Source organism: Thermostichus lividus PCC 6715 (genome assembly GCF_002754935.1).
Taxonomy (GTDB): domain Bacteria; phylum Cyanobacteriota; class Cyanobacteriia; order Thermosynechococcales; family Thermosynechococcaceae; genus Thermosynechococcus; species Thermosynechococcus lividus.
Genome location: NZ_CP018092.1, coordinates 1,838,199 through 1,855,596, shown reverse-complemented (window position 1 = coordinate 1,855,596; position 17,398 = coordinate 1,838,199). Strand labels below are relative to the sequence as shown.

At 53.7% G+C, this 17,398-nt stretch carries 11 protein-coding genes and 1 pseudogene; 5 read left to right on the top strand and 7 right to left on the bottom strand.

Features of this window, described 5'->3' with window-relative positions; all coding sequences use genetic code 11:
- Nucleotides 1-59 precede the first annotated feature (59 nt).
- Nucleotides 60-1,178 (bottom strand): histidinol-phosphate transaminase, encoded by a 1,119-nt coding sequence (locus BRW62_RS09190; RefSeq protein ID WP_099799176.1) that lies wholly within the window; start codon nucleotides 1,176-1,178, stop codon nucleotides 60-62.
- Nucleotides 1,179-1,291: 113 nt separating this feature from the next.
- Between BRW62_RS09190 and BRW62_RS09185 the strand changes: the two genes are divergently transcribed.
- Nucleotides 1,292-2,230 (top strand): DnaJ C-terminal domain-containing protein, encoded by a 939-nt coding sequence (locus BRW62_RS09185; RefSeq protein WP_099799175.1) that lies wholly within the window; start codon nucleotides 1,292-1,294, stop codon nucleotides 2,228-2,230.
- Nucleotides 2,231-2,335: 105 nt separating this feature from the next.
- Here BRW62_RS09185 and ftsH3 read toward each other — a convergent pair whose 3' ends face one another.
- Nucleotides 2,336-4,174, bottom strand: a complete 1,839-nt coding sequence (gene ftsH3, locus BRW62_RS09180) for an ATP-dependent zinc metalloprotease FtsH3 (RefSeq protein WP_099799174.1) — start codon at nucleotides 4,172-4,174, stop codon at nucleotides 2,336-2,338.
- Between the two features lie 129 nt (nucleotides 4,175-4,303).
- Here ftsH3 and BRW62_RS09175 point away from each other — a divergent pair, with 129 nt between their 5' ends.
- Nucleotides 4,304-5,146, top strand: coding sequence for a pentapeptide repeat-containing protein (locus BRW62_RS09175; protein WP_198405982.1), 843 nt, complete (start codon nucleotides 4,304-4,306; stop codon nucleotides 5,144-5,146).
- Here BRW62_RS09175 and BRW62_RS09170 read toward each other — a convergent pair.
- Both BRW62_RS09170 and carB read right to left on the bottom strand, forming a co-directional pair.
- A complete protein-coding gene (locus tag BRW62_RS09170) occupies nucleotides 5,143-5,391 on the bottom strand; it encodes a DUF370 domain-containing protein (RefSeq protein ID WP_099799172.1) in 249 nt (82 codons plus the stop codon). The two genes, BRW62_RS09175 and BRW62_RS09170, sit on opposite strands and share 4 nt — an antisense overlap.
- Nucleotides 5,385-8,687, bottom strand: a complete 3,303-nt coding sequence (gene carB / locus BRW62_RS09165; protein WP_099799171.1) for a carbamoyl-phosphate synthase large subunit — start codon at nucleotides 8,685-8,687, stop codon at nucleotides 5,385-5,387. Before carB ends, BRW62_RS09170 begins: the two co-directional genes overlap by 7 nt.
- A 476-nt stretch (nucleotides 8,688-9,163) precedes the next feature.
- On the opposite strand from carB, the gene BRW62_RS09160 reads away from it, so the two are divergent.
- Nucleotides 9,164-9,904 carry a hypothetical protein gene (locus BRW62_RS09160; protein WP_099799170.1) on the top strand — a complete coding sequence of 247 codons (741 nt, stop codon included), beginning with the start codon at nucleotides 9,164-9,166 and terminating at the stop codon, nucleotides 9,902-9,904.
- Here BRW62_RS09160 and BRW62_RS09155 read toward each other — a convergent pair.
- Both BRW62_RS09155 and BRW62_RS09150 read right to left on the bottom strand, forming a co-directional pair.
- Nucleotides 9,901-11,186, bottom strand: a pseudogene (locus BRW62_RS09155) (homoserine dehydrogenase). The gene BRW62_RS09160 and the pseudogene BRW62_RS09155 overlap by 4 nt on opposite strands.
- A gap of 207 nt (nucleotides 11,187-11,393) precedes the next feature.
- Nucleotides 11,394-12,083, bottom strand: a complete 690-nt coding sequence (locus BRW62_RS09150; protein ID WP_099799909.1) for a response regulator transcription factor — start codon at nucleotides 12,081-12,083, stop codon at nucleotides 11,394-11,396.
- Between the two features lie 480 nt (nucleotides 12,084-12,563).
- Here BRW62_RS09150 and BRW62_RS09145 point away from each other — a divergent pair, with 480 nt between their 5' ends.
- Together BRW62_RS09145 and BRW62_RS09140 are read left to right on the top strand one after the other, a co-directional pair.
- On the top strand, nucleotides 12,564-13,817 hold the full coding sequence (locus tag BRW62_RS09145) for an HlyD family secretion protein (RefSeq protein WP_099799168.1): 1,254 nt from the start codon (nucleotides 12,564-12,566) through the stop codon (nucleotides 13,815-13,817).
- A gap of 2 nt (nucleotides 13,818-13,819) precedes the next feature.
- Nucleotides 13,820-16,012, top strand: coding sequence for a glycosyltransferase family 2 protein (locus BRW62_RS09140; protein ID WP_099799167.1), 2,193 nt, complete (start codon nucleotides 13,820-13,822; stop codon nucleotides 16,010-16,012).
- Here BRW62_RS09140 and BRW62_RS09135 read toward each other — a convergent pair.
- Nucleotides 16,009-17,244, bottom strand: coding sequence for a proline-rich domain-containing protein (locus BRW62_RS09135; RefSeq protein ID WP_099799166.1), 1,236 nt, complete (start codon nucleotides 17,242-17,244; stop codon nucleotides 16,009-16,011). The genes BRW62_RS09140 and BRW62_RS09135 overlap by 4 nt on opposite strands.
- Nucleotides 17,245-17,398 lie beyond the last annotated feature (154 nt).

The window sequence follows — 17,398 nt, the reverse complement described above, 5'->3', positions numbered from 1 at the left end:
CAAACTAGCTTGAATCTAATCTATTTTAGGGAGATTTTAGGGAGCACCGTTGGCAATTGTCATACCTTGGAATGAGCCGACAGATAGTGTTGCAGCCGCTGCCAAAATCGCTCGTTTTCCTCTTTAGTTCCAATGGAAACGCGAATGCCGTTGGCGATCGCCCGCACTAAGGTTCCTTGCTGCTCTAAGGCTTGGCATAGGGGTTGGGTATGGGACGGATCATTAAGGCGGAAAAAGAGAAAATTGGCGACACTAGGCCAGACCCGCAGGTGCGGGCAGGTTTGCAGTTGACGGTAAAGCCGCTCACGCTCGGCAATCACCGCCGGAATGTCCGCCAGTAGCTCGTGGCGATGTTCGAGGGCAAAGCAGGCGGCCAGTTGAGACATACTGGGCAGGTTGTAGGGCAGCCGCAGTTTTTCCAGTGCCGCAATCACCGTTGGCTCGGCGATCGCGTAACCCACGCGATGTGCCGCCAAGCGCAGCGCCTTAGAAAACGTGCGCAAAATCAGCCAATTGGGATGATCCGCCAGTTCCGGCAGTAGGGTTTTCCCCGAAAATTCAAAATAGGCTTCATCAATCACCACTAAAATATCCGTCGGCACCTGCCGCAACCATGCCACCTCAGTGGAGGTTAAGGCATTCCCCGTGGGTGAGTTTGGCTGCAGCATAAAGAGCACTCGCACCGGCGGAGTGGCTGTTGCAATGAGCGCCTCAGCCGTTTCAATCTCTACCGCAAAGGTGTCAGGATGCCGCTGGGCACGGTGGACGGGAATCCCTAAGCTTTGAGCCAGAATCCCATATATTGAAAACGTCGGCTCTGCCACTACGATAGATCCATGGCTCCCTAAAGCCGTTGCCAGCAGTAACGCGCGAATCAGTTCATCAGAGCCATTCCCCACCGCAATCTGATTGGGCACAATCGGCACGCTACTGTGCTCACTCGCATAGGTGGCGATCGCCTGTTTGAGGTGCCAGTGGCTACTATCGGGATAGCGATTGCTAGCCATTGCCTCAACGTACTGCCGGGCAAGCGCTGCCTTGAGGTGCGCGGGCAGATCGAGGGGAAATTCATTGGTGTCGAGGTAGTCCACCTGCGCTGGCAGAGTACCACTACTGGCTTCGGGAGGGGTAGAGTAGGCTTTAATGGCCTCTAATTCTGGCCGTAAAAACGTTGCCATGCCGTTGAGACGCGGTGAACTGATTCACCTATAATAGCACTCAGTTTTTTGTCCCCTTGGGGAGCGGGCACTCAGCAACACGATCATCTTGTACTGTAGAGGCGCATCATCCTATGGCTCGTACCGACTTCAAAGACTACTACCAAGTTCTAGGGGTCAGCAAAACTGCCACGGATGCTGACATTCGGCAAGCATTTCGTCGCCTTGCCCGCAAGTATCACCCCGACCTCAACCCCGGTGATAAGGACGCCGAAGCTCGCTTCAAAGAAATTAACGAGGCGCACGAAGTCCTCTCGGATCCCGAAAAACGCCGTAAGTACGACCAGTTTGGCCAGTACTGGCAACAGGCAGGCGGGGGAGGAGCCGGTGGCTTCAATGTCAATGTGGGTGGGTTTGATGCCGACTTCAGTCAATTTGCCAACTTTGAAGAGTTTATCAACGAACTTCTCGGGCGATTTTCGACTGCGGGTACCGCCAGTGGTTGGTCGGGTGGCTTTGATCCCTCTGGCTTTAGCAGCACCAGTGCCGATGTGGAAGCAGAGGCCCAAATCAGTTTTCAGGAGGCCGCTCAAGGCTGTGAAAAAACCTTTCAGATTGGCAGTGAAAAAGTCACCGTGACCATTCCCGCTGGGATCAAGCCAGGTACTAAACTACGGTTGCGGGGCAAAGGTCGGTCAAATCCCTACACGCAGCAGCGCGGCGATCTCTACTTAACTGTACAGGTCGCCCCCCATCCGCTTTTTCGCTTTGAAGAGAATCAACTGGTGATGGATCTGCCCCTAGCCCCCGATGAGGCAGCCTTGGGCGCACAGGTAACTGTTCCCACCCCTAGCGGGAATGTGGTGTTAAATATTCCCGCGGGCACACGATCGGGGCAATCGCTGCGCTTGCGGGGCAAAGGCTGGCGCAAAAGTGATGGCACCCATGGCGACTTACTGGCCAAGGTGCAAATTGTCCCGTCGAAGTCTCTGAGTGCGGCTGAAAAAGACCTCTACGAAAAATTGCGATCGCTGCGGACGTTTAACCCCCGCGCTCACTGGCCAAACGCTTAATTGAGTGCCCAAAAATGAGTGCCAAAAAATAGGGGGTTGACGTCAACCCCCCATTACGCAGTCTTTAAACCATGGTTAACTGACAAACTTCAGACGACCCTCACCCTAGGGGATGGCTGCCATTTTCACGTCATTGCGATCAAGGATCGTCTGAAGTTCCTCGGCATCGATGGTTTCTTTTTCGATCAGGACTTGGGCAATCTGATCCAGTACATGACGGTTGTTGACCAGCACCTCTTTAGCACGCCGGTAGGCTTGATCCACCAAATTGCGCACCTCATCGTCAATGGTTGCAGCGGTTTCTTCTGAGAAATCCCGCTCCGCCATGATGTCTCGGCCAAGGAACACATTGCCTGATTGCCGCCCCAAGGCCACCGGACCGAGGCGATCGCTCATGCCAAAGCGCGTCACCATTTGCCGAGCTACCCGTGCCACTTGCTGGAGATCGTTAGACGCGCCAGTGGTCACTTCGTCCTCACCAAAGACAATCTCTTCAGCAATCCGCCCCCCCAAAGCAACCGCCATCTGATTTTGCAGGTAAGCGCGGCTATAGAGGCCAGAATCCATCTGATCTTCGTTGGGGGTGAACCAGGTTAAGCCACCGGCACGCCCACGGGGGATGATGCTGACTTTCTGCACTGGGTCGTAATCTGGCATCAGGGCACCCACCAAGGCATGACCCGCTTCGTGGTAAGCCACAAGGGTTTTGCGCCGCTCGCTCATGACGCGATCTTTCTTCTCAGGCCCGGCCAGGACCCGATCAATGGCATCGTTGATCTCATCCATGGAAATTTCAGTCAGATTACGACGAGCGGCAAGGATGGCGGCTTCGTTCAGCAAATTGGACAGATCAGCCCCCGTAAAGCCAGGGGTACGGCGGGCAATTTTATCGAGATCCACATCCTTGGCCAAGGTTTTGCCACGGGCATGGACTTTGAGAATATCAAGACGGCCTTTATAGTCAGGGCGATCCACAACCACTTGGCGATCGAAGCGACCGGGGCGCAACAGGGCAGCATCGAGGACATCGGGGCGGTTTGTGGCCGCAATAATGATAATGCCAGTGTTCCCCTCAAAGCCATCCATTTCCGTCAGCAGTTGGTTGAGGGTTTGCTCGCGCTCATCGTTGCCGCCGCCAAGACCGGCGCCCCGCTGGCGACCCACGGCATCAATTTCATCAATAAAGACAATGCAGGGAGCGTTGGCCTTTGCCTGCTCAAAGAGATCCCGCACCCGCGAGGCACCCACCCCGACAAACATTTCCACAAACTCAGAGCCAGAGATGGAAAAGAAGGGAACCCCTGCTTCACCGGCTACAGCTCGTGCCAGCAGCGTTTTACCGGTTCCGGGGGGACCCACCAACAGCACCCCTTTGGGGATTTTGGCACCCACTTCCGTGAAGCGATCAGCGTACTTGAGGAACTCCACCACTTCCCCCAATTCCAGCTTGGCTTGGTCAATGCCTGCCACGTCATTAAAGGTGACTTGGGTTTGCGGCTCCATTTGTACCCGTGCCCGCGATTTACCAAAGTTCATCGCTTGGTTCCCAGGACCGGCCTGGGCGCGCCGCAACAGGAAGAACAATAGAACCAACAGGCCAATGGGCACCAGCAGGCTACTCAGCGCCCGGAACCAGAAGCCATCATTGCTCTGGGGTAAGACGGAAATATCCACATTATTCCTGGCCAAGATATCCAGTAATTCAGGATCGTTGGGGAGGTTGACTAACACCCGCGTCCCGTCTTGGGTAATCGCTTGTGCCTGAGCGCGATCGGGACTGATGCTGATTTTACTAACTTGCTTGTTCTCGACTTCTTGAATCAGTTGACTGTAGGCCCAAGTCTGCTTAATGGTGGGCTGGCGATCAAAAAAGGCGGTGGCCAACGCCAGCACCACAATTGCTAAAAGAACGTATAACCCCGCATTGCGCCATTGCTTATTCACCGATCGCCATCCTCCGATGCAAAATTATGAAGAGTTTTTACATAAGTTAATATTAGCGCATTCTTTCTCAACCCAAGGGGGGCAATCCCACCGTTAGAATTGTCACTATCCATGATAGGCCGTCAAAGGATGCTCGATTTAGAGACGTGTTACCGGGTACTGGAGTTAGAACCGGGGGCAACCCTAGAGGACGTGAATCGAGCCTATCGGGATCTCGTGTTTATTTGGCATCCCGATCGCATTCCCAAAGATAACGTCCGTCTGGTGGAAAAAGCCCAAGAAAAGATTAAGCAAATTAACGACGCTCGCGATCAACTGCGGCAGCACATCCACAAATACGGCAGCCACACCAGTGGACGCACCAACCAGCGACAGAGCTATCGCCAAGCCAGTACGTCAACCGGTACAACTACCACACCTCCACGGGAGCATCGCAGTGGTTCCTACTACCAGTCCAACCCCTACGCCTATCGCAGCTATCAGACCTCCCGGGAGCAGCAGCCAGGCAGTAGCTACTCACAGCCGCATAACCATACCTATGGCACCTACAGCCGCCAACGTACCGCTGCGCCACCGCCGCCGGAGCCACCCCGCACCACGCCTCCCCACAAGGATATGTCGGGGGTGAATTTACAGGGTGCCAACCTCAGCGAAAAAGACTTTGAAGGCCGTAACCTCAGCCATGCCAACCTCAGCCATGCCGACCTCAGTGATGCATTTTTGCATCGAGTGATTTTGCACCGTGCCAACCTGCGCCATGCCAATCTCTTCCGAGCGAATTTGTTGCAAGCGGATCTCAGCTATGCAGATCTGCGGGAGGCCAACTTGATTGGGGCGGATCTCAGCGGTGCGGATCTGCGCGGGGCAGATTTACGGGGCGCCAAAATGAGCCAAGGCAATCGGTTGCTGGTTAAGCTCACGGGTGCCCGTCTCAGTGGCGCCATTATGCCCGATGGCCATGTACATCCCTAGGGGTGGGGGTCTTTTAGGGGCTGGCTCAAGCGGGCAGCTAGGGTTTCCGGGTGCAGCGCCGATAGGACGACTGTCGAGCCGTCTAAAATCAACACTGCACGGGTGCGCCGCCCATGGGTGGTGTCGATGAGGTGATGCTGCTGCCGCGCTTCCAGAATTAAGCGTTTGATGGGGGCTGAGTCAGGGCTGACGATCGCCAAGACGCGAGCCGGTGCCACATAGTTACCAAAGCCAACATTTAACATCGGGCAGGATGATAATCTTGCAGGGCGCGTACCCCCAGTTCTGAGGTTTGTAAGGTTTTGATGGCCGCAACCGTGGCTTTGGCGCCAGCAATCGTCGTCACAATGGGAATCTTGTAGGCCAAGGCGGTACGACGAATCAGGCGACCATCGGCGCGAGCTTCTTCGCCAGAGGGCGTGTTTAGGATCAGGGAAATTTGCTCATTCTTAATGGCATCCAAAACGTGGGGGCGACCCTCGTGCAACTTGAGGATGAGTTCAATGTTTTCGAGGCCAGCCGCCATCAGGGCATTCCGGGTGCCTGCGGTGGCAATAATCTGAAAACCGAGGGACTGTAATTCCTGCACCACTGGCACAATGGCAGCCTTGTCGCGATCGCTCATGGAAACAAACACCATACCCTTTAAGGGCAACTTTTGATGCGCCGAGAGCTGAGACTTGGCAAAGGCTGTGCCAAAATCAACGTCAATGCCCATCGCTTCGCCGGTAGAGCGCATTTCAGGCCCCAGAACGGTGTCAGTGCCGGCAAATTTTTCAAAGGGGAGCACAGCTTCCTTAACAGCAACATGCTCAGGAATCGTTTCACTGAGGATGTTTAGCTCCGCTAGGGTTTTGCCGGCCATCAAGCGTGCGGCAATCTTTGCCAAGGGCACCCCGATCGCCTTCGAGACAAAGGGAACCGTGCGCGAGGCGCGGGGGTTCGCCTCAAGGATATAGACCTGCTCGCCTTGGACGGCTAACTGCAAGTTCATCAGGCCAATGACATGCAGGGATTTGGCCAAGGCAATACTCCAGGTGCGAATTGTCTCTAAGACAGTGGCGCTAAGGGATTGCGAGGGTAAGCTACAGGCGGAGTCCCCGGAATGGATCCCCGCCTGCTCAATGTGCTCCATCACGCCGCCAATGACCACGGCGCCTGTGGCATCGGCAAGGGCATCCACATCCACTTCAATGGCATTTTCGAGGTACTTGTCAATGAGGATGGGGCGCTCAGGCTCCACCTGCACGGCCTCGGTCATGTAGCGCTCCAGTTCAGCATCGGAATAGACAATTTCCATGGCTCGCCCTCCAAGCACGTAGCTGGGGCGCACAACCACTGGATAGTTAATCCGCTGGGCAATGGCCAAGGCTTCATCGTAGCTGCGAGCTGTGCCGTTGGGAGGCTGGGGAATATTCAGTTCCCGCAGAATTTTTTCAAACCGTTCGCGGTCTTCAGCAATATCAATGGAGTCTGGTGAGGTGCCCCAAATTTTGGTGCCCAGTGCCTCGCCATGCTGGTTGAGGTACTGTTGCAGCGGCAGTGCCAGTTTTAGAGGGGTTTGGCCACCAAACTGGATAATCACGCCTACGGGACGCTCGACCTCAATAATGTTGAGTACATCCTCCTTGGTGAGGGGCTCAAAGTAGAGGCGATCGCTGGTGTCGTAGTCGGTGGAGACTGTTTCTGGGTTGGAGTTCACCATGATGGTTTCATAGCCATCGGCCTGCAGGGCATAGGAGGCATGGCAGCAGCAATAGTCAAATTCAATCCCTTGGCCAATGCGGTTTGGGCCTGATCCCAGAATCATCACCCGTGGTTTGCGCGGCGGCAGCACTTCGGATTCAGGGGGCTGTGCTTCTAGTTCCCCTGTATCAGGGTTAATTCGCTCGGTGGGTTGCTCGTAGGTGGAGTAATAGTAAGGGGTATAGGCTTCAAACTCCGCAGCACAGGTATCCACTGTTTTATACACTGGCACCACGCCCAAGGATTGGCGATGGGCACGCACCTGATCGTCAGTGGTTTTGGTGGCGTAGGCAATTTGAGCATCGCTGAAGCCCTGCTGCTTGATCCGCCAGAGTTCCGCAGCGCTCAACTGTTCTAGCTTGCTACGCTTGAGGAATTTTTCGGTCTCTAGGAGTCCTTGGAGTTGACGCAAAAACCACGGATCGATAGCCGTGAGTTCGTACACCTCTTCAACTGTCATCCCCAACAAAAAGGCATGGCGAATGGCAAAGATGCGATCAGGGTTTGGGGTTCGCAGCTTGCCCCGCAGTTGCTCAAGGCTCGGCAATTTTTCGGGGCGATCGCACCCCCAGCCTGCACGACCCGTTTCCAGCGATCGCAGGGCTTTTTGTAGCGATTCCTGAAAGGTGCGACCGATGGCCATGGCTTCCCCCACCGACTTCATTTGGGTGGTGAGAACCGGTTGCGCTCCTGGGAATTTTTCAAAGGCAAACCGTGGAATCTTGGTGACCACATAGTCAATGGTCGGTTCAAAACTGGCGGGGGTTTTTTGGGTAATGTCATTGGGGATTTCCGGCAGCGTGTAGCCCACGGCTAACTTGGCGGCCATTTTGGCAATGGGGAACCCAGTCGCTTTGGAGGCCAGCGCCGAGGAACGCGATACCCGTGGGTTCATTTCAATGACAATGACATCCCCCGTTTCTGGGTTGACGGCAAATTGAATATTTGATCCCCCCGTTTCAACGCCAATTTCGCGGATGATTTTGATAGAGGCATCCCGTAAGCGCTGGTACTCCTTGTCGGTTAGGGTTTGGGCGGGCGCAACGGTAATAGAGTCGCCCGTATGCACCCCCATGGGATCAAGGTTTTCAATGGAGCAGATGATCACAACGTTATCAGCCATGTCGCGCATGACTTCTAGCTCGTACTCCTTCCAACCAATGAGGGACTGCTCAATCAAAATTTGGGATACAGGGCTGGCATCGAGACCCGCCACCGCGATCTCTTCAAATTCTTCTTGGTTGTAGGCAATGCCACCACCCGTGCCACCGAGGGTAAAGGCAGGGCGAATAATCAGGGGGTAGCAGCCAATCTGCTGGGCGATCGCCCGAGCTTCTTCAAGGGTATTGGCCAAACCCGAGGGACACACCCCCACCCCAATGCGCTGCATCGCCTCCTTAAAGAGCTTGCGATCCTCTGCCATTTCAATTGCTGGCAGCTTGGCACCAATTAATTCCACACCGTAGCGATCCAGCACTCCTGACTTCGCCAAAGTCACCGCCAAGTTTAAGGCAGTTTGGCCGCCCATAGTGGGCAAGAGGGCATCGGGTCGCTCCCTCGCAATGACTTTTTCAACGATCTCTGGAGTTAACGGTTCAATATAGGTGCGATCGGCGGTTTCGGGATCCGTCATGATCGTCGCCGGATTGGAGTTGATTAAAACCACCTGATACCCTTCCTCCCGTAGTGCTTTGCAGGCTTGGGTACCGGAATAATCAAACTCACAGGCTTGACCAATAACAATGGGGCCAGACCCAATAATCAGGATTTTAGAAATATCTGTACGACGGGGCATACCGTAGCCAATATGTTTAGAGTAACGCCTCTCCCATCCTACACTCCCCCTTCCTCCCACAGCAGCCGGCAAATCGTGGCAAATCTTTAGTATTTCTTTAGTTATTGATGCAATTGGTGAATTTAATTCATTTTTACGGTTAAGCAATCATCACAAAGGAGCAGTTTGTAGCAATCGATACTTGACGATTGTCACAGACAGTATCTATAACAGGTATATAGTATTGGTCAGGGCAGATAGGCTACTAATAATATATATTTAATCGTCCGTTAATCTTCTAATTTGTTTACTTGCTTTGCGCTGCTAGACAGATAGGTGTCAGTTTTATCATAAAGGTAACGCCTAAACCACTCTTACTTATTTATTACATAACCAAAAGGTTATTCATTCATACTTAATTGAATTTTTATGCTCATTTTTATGTTCTGAGAATTAGCGTAAGAACTGCTTTGGTTGTTCTATGAGGCTTAGAGCTTATGAATGTGTCCCCAACCGTTCGCTACTATGTCCGCCGTTTGTTAGCCGCACATCCAGCGGTACAATCTCGTTTGCAGGAGCAGCCCCCAACCACAATGGAGTCACCGGAAGACCGCCTAGAGGGTTACATAAATTTGGACTCTTTAACCTATCCACAATTAAACGAATTAGAGTTTCTTGTTGAGTTACATCAAAAAATCAAAGTTAATGAGCCGCATCACACTCAGCACTTAAAAAATATTGAACGTAAAATTTTTAATTTAGTAGGGGTTGACTTATCTGCCCTATCTGTCTCACCCGATGTAGTGGCAGAGCTGGCTTCATTTTTCAGCGATCGCGAGGAGACCGAGAGCCCAGCCACTACAATATCAGCACCCACTGAAGCGTTAACGTTGCGGCAGTATGGTCAGTACTTTCAACTAGTGACTAGCATCACGGCGCGCTACCTAGGCAAGATGATTGTTAACAACTATTGGCTGTTGACTCGGCCTCAGCAGGGGTGGCTTAGCCAGCTTCGGGTGGATATGTTCTGGGATATTAACAATCTTCTTCAAAGTTTGCCGACTGCCCGTACAGAGATGCCGCTCAGCGAAGCAGAGGTGGAGGCTCTCGATCAATGGATTCATGGGTTTATTCGCCATGCCTGCCGGGTGTTGCCCACCTTGCCACGGCTGCTACTCGCGGCGGGGATGCCCTCTCACGTGCTCTACGATCTCGTAGGACAACCCAGCTCGAACTAGCCGCCGAGAACCCGCACAATGGAGGGAACGGCCTCAATGTCGGGCATACTACTAATTTCGGCCATGGCCTGCCGGAATTCTCCCTCGCAAACATGGTGGGTGACAATGACAATTTCTGCGAGTTCATGGTGCACGCCAATTTGCACGAGGGATTCAAGACTAACGTTATGCGCCCCAAAACAGGTACCCAATTTGCCGAGAACGCCTGGATGATCCTGAGCATGGACGCGGGCATAGAAGCGGCTGTTGACCTTGGCAATGGGTAAGAGCGGCACCGTGTGCTCGTGCTGACAGGTGAGGAGAGGATGGCTGGCACGACCTTGGGGCAGCAGGGCAGCGATATTGATGAGATCCGCGACGACGGCACTGGCCGTTGCTCCGGCACCGGCACCTGGACCGGAGAACATCACTTGGCCTAAGGGGGTGGCCTCAAGGAGGATGGCATTAAAAACGCCATTCACTCCCGCTAGGGGATGGTCTAGGGGAACAAGGGTAGGGTGTACCCGCACTTCAAGAGACTGGTCGCTGGCTTGGTGGGCGATCGCCAGTAGTTTAATCCGAAAGCCTAATTTGTCAGCGTAGGCAATATCCGCTGCTGTAATCTGGCGAATGCCCTCACAATAGACCTGATCCCGCGGAATTCGCCCGCCAAAGGCTAGGCTAGCCAAAATCGCAATTTTATCAGCCGCATCCAAACCATCAATATCGGCGCTGGGATCGGCTTCTGCATAGCCCAGACGCTGGGCATCCGCCAAAATGGGTGCAAAGTCTCCCTGCTCCTGTTGCATGCGGGTCAGGATATAGTTAGTGGTGCCATTGAGAATCCCTGTGATGGTGTGAATGCGGTTTGCCCCAAGGCTTTGTTTGAGGGCTTGAATGACCGGAATGCCGCCAGCCACGGCTGCTTCAAGCATCACATAGACCCCTTGGGCATTGGCGGCATCAAAAATTTCAGCCCCATGGCGAGCAATGACGGCTTTGTTGGCGGTGACAATATGTTTACCGTTGGCAATGGCTTTGAGGATCAAGGAGCGGGCAGGTTCAATGCCGCCCAAGACCTCCACCACAATATCAATATCAGGATCGGTGACGATGGCCTCTAAGTCGGTGGTCAGGTACTGGGGATCGAAGGCCACTGCGCGGGGCTTGGCTAGATCTCGCACCCCCACTCGGGCGATCGCCAATTCCCGGAGCAAGGGGTGCCGTCCAGCGGGATCCCTGAGAATTTGGGCAACGCCCCCCCCACTGTTCCCAACCCTAGTAAACCCACTTGGTACGTCACGGCATTTATCCTATGGTGTCGTCAGTCTCCAATACCCCATTCTAGGGTGCCACTAGCGGCTTTGGGGTAAAGACGTTGTAGCTTCGACTGTGGTGGCGATCGCCCCCAACTGCGATTCCCTAGCGGTTTGACGTTGAAATGAACCCTATGCCAAAGACGCTTGAGGCTCATCGACCGACTGGATAGCCTTGACAGGCTGAGGGTGGTTTACTGGGCACTGGCAAGAGGCCGGAGGCAGTAGCCTTGACCGTAAATCGTTTGGATCAGGGAAGGCTCACCGGGGTGCTCAATTTTACGCCGGAGCAGGCGAATTTGTGCTGCCAACAGATTGCGATTCACCACCCGTTGCCCCGGCCACAACTGCTTGGCAATAAACTCATGGGTCAGCAGCTCGGTTGGGTGTTGTAGGAACAGTGCCAGCAAGGTCATCTCTTTTTCAGAGAGGCTAACGCACTGTTGGCCACGGTAGGCAAGGCGATTGTCGAGATCAAGCCGTAAATCCTGCCAACATAACACTGTACTCGGAGTGCTTTGTCGCCGCCGTAGTAGTGCCCGCACTCGTGCCAGCAGCTCCCGCAATTCAAAAGGTTTGACCAAGTAGTCATCCGCACCAGCATCGAGACCACAAACCCGATCATCGAGGGTGTCACGAGCCGTCAGAAAAAGGACGGGCGTGTCATCCCCTGCTTGGCGCAACAGGGTACAGAGTTCCAGCCCCGTTGGCGGGGGCACCATCCAATCTAAAATCAGCAGGCTGTAGGGGCGTTGAGTTTGCCAATAGGTGTGGGCAGTTGTACCATCATGGGCCAAGTCAACCCAATACCCTTCTTGGTGTAGCACTCGCCCTAACGGTTCCGCTAGTTCGGTTTCGTCTTCTAAGAGTAGGATGCGCTCCACGGGCACCACAGGGTTTTGACACTCCCACCGACTAAAGTCGGGGGATTCTTACGCAGTCCACAAACGAACTCGTAAAGGCGTGAGCAAACCGCCCCTACACAGTTCCTTGAGGCAAAGCCCCAAAGTTCTGCTTACTTGTAACAACTGTCGCCGATTGGGTTTTTCACCAAGGATGGCGATTAGGTATAGATTAGCACAGAGCAACTAAAGTCGCTTGCGGGCTTTTCCACCCCGTACTTTAGTACGGGGCTACCAAGCTATCCCTCTATGTACAATAGACTATAGAAAAATTAAATCCCTGGAGAGTTTCCCTGATGTGTCTCCGCTGTGGGTCGCACGGTGGCAGCACGCCAAGGCCTCTGTACGGGCAAGTGTGTGAAGCGTAAAGCCCGCTTTCTACTGAGTTGTGTTGACTCAATGAAGATGACAGTCGGGAGTTCTTCATACACAGCCCTCTAAGTACGGTTTCCCTGATATTGTATGGAAGTGCTGCCCTCCCCTGCCTCCGCGCCAGTTAAACCGCCTGAGCTTAACCAGCGCCGCCGTATTTTTCGCATTTTACGTATTGGGTTAGGAGTGACCCTCATTGGTTTAGCCATTTATTTACTGTGGTGGCGGCAGCGCCATGTGGTCAGTCGTGTCGGGTATCTTAACGGTACGGTGATCACCCTTTACGCTACCATTCCGGGAACCGCAACCTTAAATTTCCTGCGTCCGGGCGACTCCCTTACCGCTGGCACCAAAATTGGCATCATCCGCAACGATCGCAACCCACAGTTAGAAACCGATCGCCAAAATTTAGAAACCCGTTTACAGGTTGCCCGCAGTCAGCGCCAAGCCCTCGAGCGCAAACGTAAGAGCCGTCAAGCTCTGATTCAGGCAATGGATCGCTACCAACAAAGCCAGCAGACACTAGAAGTCCGCTATGGCCAAGAGGCGGTGCGGCGCAGTCTCGGCGAACTACGGCAAGCCCAAGAAGCCCTTGCCTTTGCCCGCATTGAGGCAGATCGCTACAGCAGTTTAGCCCAATCGGGGGCTGTGGCACGACAGCTAGCGGATGATGCTGTCTCCCGCGCCCAACAGGCTGCCAAAATTGTTGAGAGTAAACAAGCAGAACTCCAGCGCCAACAAATTGCCCTGCAAGCGGCACGCCAAGGACTGCAACTAGATGCCTCTCGCACCTTTAGTTTTCCGCAAATTCGCCTCATTGATTTGCAGTTAGAGGTGGTCGATCTGGAGGTCGAGATTCTAGAGCGCGAGACCACCATTGCCGAACTGCAGCGCGAAATTGCCAACATTAACCGGCAGTTGCAACTCCAACGAACTGCAGTCATTACCGTACCCACCACCAGTGTGGTTTGGTCGGTAATTCATAAAACCGGCACCCTAGGGATTCCGCTAGCAGCAGGCGATCCCATTGTGAAACTGCTAGACTGTCAGGACGTGTGGGCAACCGCCTTAGTCGCAGAGCGGAATAATGCACGACTGCGAGTCGGTCAGGCCGCCACAGTGCGCCTACTGGATGGTAGCGATCGCCGCATTAAAGGATATGTACGTGCCATTCGTGGTGGCCCTGGCAAAGTGGAGGTGGGGGAAAATATTGCTGTGCCCCCTCCCGATCTAGTGCGCAACGAGCTAGCGGTAGATGTTCAACTGGACACCTTGCCCCCAGAGCTAAGCGCCCAGAACTTCTGTGGCGTTGGCCAGAGTGTAGAAGTTGTCTTTGGCTCCTAAGGATGCGCAGGTCATCTTTATCCGTAGAGGATGGGTTACTTGGGCTTGGTGCGGCATCCCTGTTGGGGGTGCTGCTCCTGCAACTCGACTGGCGTAACCTCTGGCCGAACGTCGTTGGTCTCTGGCATAGTGGCCAAGCAACGTTTCGCGTCGATGGCACCACCCCCGAAGCACTGCTCATGCCAGCATTGGTTTGGCTTGCGGTTACCTTTTTACTCAAAGAGCTATCCCCTAAGCCCACATTCTGGTCGCGGCTGATCATCAGTGTCGGCCTTGGCGTGCTGGGGATTCGCTACGAGTTGTGGCGGTTATTTGCCACCTTAAATCTGGATGATCTGCTCAATGGCAGCATCTCTGTGGCGCTGTTCCTAGCGGAACTGCTCACAGTTACCAATACGGTGGCTTTTTTCTTTCACTGCATTTTTTCTATTGATCGCAGCCCCGAAGCGGATCGTCTTAGCCAAGCGGTGCTGCGGGGGGAGTATGTACCGTGGGTCGATGTGATTTTACCCACCTACAATGAGGGGGTGGATATTCTGCGGCGCTCCGTCATTGCTTGCCAAGCCATGGACTATCCCCACAAACGGATTTATTTACTGGATGACACCCGACGGCCAGCGGTGCGCGCCCTTGCAGCGGAATTAGGCTGTGGGTATCGCGATCGCCCCGATAACCGCCACGCCAAGGCTGGTAACATTAACCATGCGCTCCCCAGCCTCAGCGGTGAGTTAATTGCGGTGTTTGATGCCGATTTTATGCCCACCCGTAACTTCCTCACCCGTACCGTGGGCTTTTTCCAAGATGCCAAAACAGCCTTGGTGCAGACCCCGCAACACTTCTTCAATGAAGACCCAGTGGCGGTGAACCTAGGGCTAGAGGGCATCCTCAGTAATGAGCAAAACCTCTTCTTTCGTTTCATTCAACCCAGTCGGGATTATTTTGACTCGGTGGTCTGCTGTGGTACCTGTTTTGTCATTCGTCGCTCGGCGCTCGATGAAATTGGCGGCATTCCCACCGACAGCATCACCGAGGACTACATGACCAGCATCAAGCTGCAAGCTCTCGGCTACCGGGTAAAGTACCTCAATGAAGCCCTATCGGCAGGGATGTCTCCTGAGACCATTAGTGCCTATATCAACCAACGACTGCGCTGGGGACAAGGGACGTTGCAAATGCTGTTCTTGGGCGGGAACTTTCTTACAGCTCCCAATCTGGGGATTTTGCAACGGCTCTCCCACGCGTTGAGCCTTATCTACTGGCTTCTCTCTATCCCACGGGTGTTGTTTTTGCTGGTACCCCTCGCCTTTCTAATCTTTGGCTTAGCGCCTCTGCGAGCCACCATCAATGAAATTCTCTATTTCTATGTTCCCTACTATCTTGGCAATATCATGGCCTTTTCGTGGCTAACGGAGGGGCGCAGATCTGCCTTTTGGTCTGATGTCTATGAGACGATTATCTGCTTCCCCATGGCCTTAACAGTGGTGCGGACGCTCATCCGCCCTAGTGGTAAAACCTTTAAGGTCACGCCGAAGGGGGTTGTGGATCCCCATCGTATTCACATCAATTGGCCATTGATTTCCCCCCTCTTGATTGTTGCTGTTCTTACAATTTTGGGGCTCATCTATCGCAGTTCCAGCTTACAGGATACGATTGTGAATCCCGACAGTTTGGCGGTGAATATGGTTTGGTCGGCGTATAACCTGTCGCTGCTGCTGATCTGTATGCTGGTGGCCATTGATGTACCCCAACGGCGCTTTATCCGCTTCCTGCGCCGTGAACCCTGTGAGTTATACCTCGGGGGCGATCGCTATTTTGGTCATACCGTTGATCTATCGGAAGGAGGCGCACGGCTGATGTTGGAACGGTGCAAACTTTCCCATAAGGTAAAGGCCGTCGCTACCGACAGCGGCCAATTTCGGTTTTGTCCCCCCAGTGAGCTAGGGGATTTGTGGCTGGCGGCGGAATTGCGCTGGTACGACTGCAAACAATTAATGGCACTGCGACAGGGGTGCGATCGCGCCGTGGCGGTGGGCATTTGCTTTGTGGAACTCTCCTTGGCAGAGCAACGCCGCTTGATACCGTACCTTTACTGCCAGCCTGGCCAATGGGATGAAATCCGGGTACCGGAGATTAAAACGGCATGGGCGATGCTGCAAGCTCTGCTGCGCTTACACCCCCTTGCCGAAAGTCGCTAATGGTTGAGAATGCTGAGTAAGTTTTGAATCGCCATACTGGTTGCCCGAATCGCTGCATGGATATGGGGGCTTTTCGGTTCCACCTGCAATAGGTAAGCTAAGCTCGATTGCAGGTACGTGAGTGCCATTTGGATATTCGGATCAATGTGCTGATAGGCCTGCGGCGGGTAGTTCGCGGCATAGTGGGGATGGGGATAGCCCACTGATTGTTCATAGCCCTGCTGCGGATACCCTTGGGAATACTCGTAGCTGGGATGGGGGTAACCCACTGATTGTTCATAGCTCTGCTGCGGATACCCTTGGGAATACTCGTAGCCGGGGTGGGGGTAACCCACTGATTGTTCATAGCTCTGCTGCGGATACCCTTGGGAATACTCGTAGCCGGGGTGGGGATAGCCCACTGATTGTTCATAGCTTTGCTGCGGATACCCTTGGGGTGCCACCGGTGGGGCACTCGTGGTTGCAGCTACTGCTGGTACTGGTGGGGGGGCAATAATGGAGTAGTCGTCCGTATCGGCGGCAGCCGCGGGTGTTGGTTGCAAAACTGTATTCTCCTCAACTGTAGGGGTAGCTGGAGCAGCGATCTCTGTTGTTTCAAGAATACGGGTGGGGGCGCTGTCCACATCAGGGAGTCGCTCACCAATCTTATAGGCAGTGATTTGGCTTGGGGTCTCTTCGCTCTCGCTTTTTTCTTTTTTTAACCAAACCACAAAGTCTGAGGCGCTGTAGGTGGCCTCACCGCCAAGGGTACGAACGGATATAAAGCCATTGGCGGCATTCACACTCTGGATGGGATACCATGTGCCGCGATACAGAATCATGGCATCCATCCCCAAAGAATTCCCCCCACCACTGAGGGCACTGCGCCGTTTTCCCCTAGCCCAGCGATCTTTCCAGAGCACACCCCCTTCTGTATATTGCACTAGGTAGCCTTCGGGAATGGTACGGGGTTCGTAACGCAAAAAGCCCGCAGACTTCGAAATACCCACCTGAAAGATGTTGTGCCCTACCATGACTTCTTCGAGTAGGGGGCGAAAAGGGGATGCATCTCGTACTTCAATGGCTAAATTAGGGGCATCGGTTTTGACCCGTGCCACCATGCCGTCTTTGTAGGAGATAAGTTGCACTTCGTCAAAGGTTAGCTCAACCCGCAAGTGCCGATTCGAGAGCATTCGCGAATTCTTCTGGAGTAGATCTGTTACAAATTGTTCAATAAGTTCGCGATCGCCCATGATCTTGCACTGAGTAACGGCGGAGGCACTGCCAAAGCAGAGGGCACAGCGGGAATATCTATGTACCTAAATTATACTTGCTATCGATTTCTTCCTTCCGATGGAATGAGCGCTTCAAGTTTGGCGTAAGAGCGAAGGTTCTGCATAGACTTGA

What these genes read in the sequence shown, in the direction of transcription:
- BRW62_RS09190 (WP_099799176.1), bottom strand. Translation starts at nt 1,178, where the DNA reads ATGGCAACGTTTTTACGGCCAGAATTAGAGGCCATTAAAGCCTACTCT.
- BRW62_RS09185 (WP_099799175.1), top strand. Translation starts at nt 1,292, where the DNA reads ATGGCTCGTACCGACTTCAAAGACTACTACCAAGTTCTAGGGGTCAGC.
- BRW62_RS09175 (WP_198405982.1), top strand. Translation starts at nt 4,304, where the DNA reads ATGCTCGATTTAGAGACGTGTTACCGGGTACTGGAGTTAGAACCGGGG.
- BRW62_RS09170 (WP_099799172.1), bottom strand. Translation starts at nt 5,391, where the DNA reads ATGTTAAATGTTGGCTTTGGTAACTATGTGGCACCGGCTCGCGTCTTG.
- carB (WP_099799171.1), bottom strand. Translation starts at nt 8,687, where the DNA reads ATGCCCCGTCGTACAGATATTTCTAAAATCCTGATTATTGGGTCTGGC.
- BRW62_RS09160 (WP_099799170.1), top strand. Translation starts at nt 9,164, where the DNA reads ATGAATGTGTCCCCAACCGTTCGCTACTATGTCCGCCGTTTGTTAGCC.
- BRW62_RS09145 (WP_099799168.1), top strand. Translation starts at nt 12,564, where the DNA reads ATGGAAGTGCTGCCCTCCCCTGCCTCCGCGCCAGTTAAACCGCCTGAG.
- BRW62_RS09140 (WP_099799167.1), top strand. Translation starts at nt 13,820, where the DNA reads ATGCGCAGGTCATCTTTATCCGTAGAGGATGGGTTACTTGGGCTTGGT.
- BRW62_RS09135 (WP_099799166.1), bottom strand. Translation starts at nt 17,244, where the DNA reads ATGGGCGATCGCGAACTTATTGAACAATTTGTAACAGATCTACTCCAG.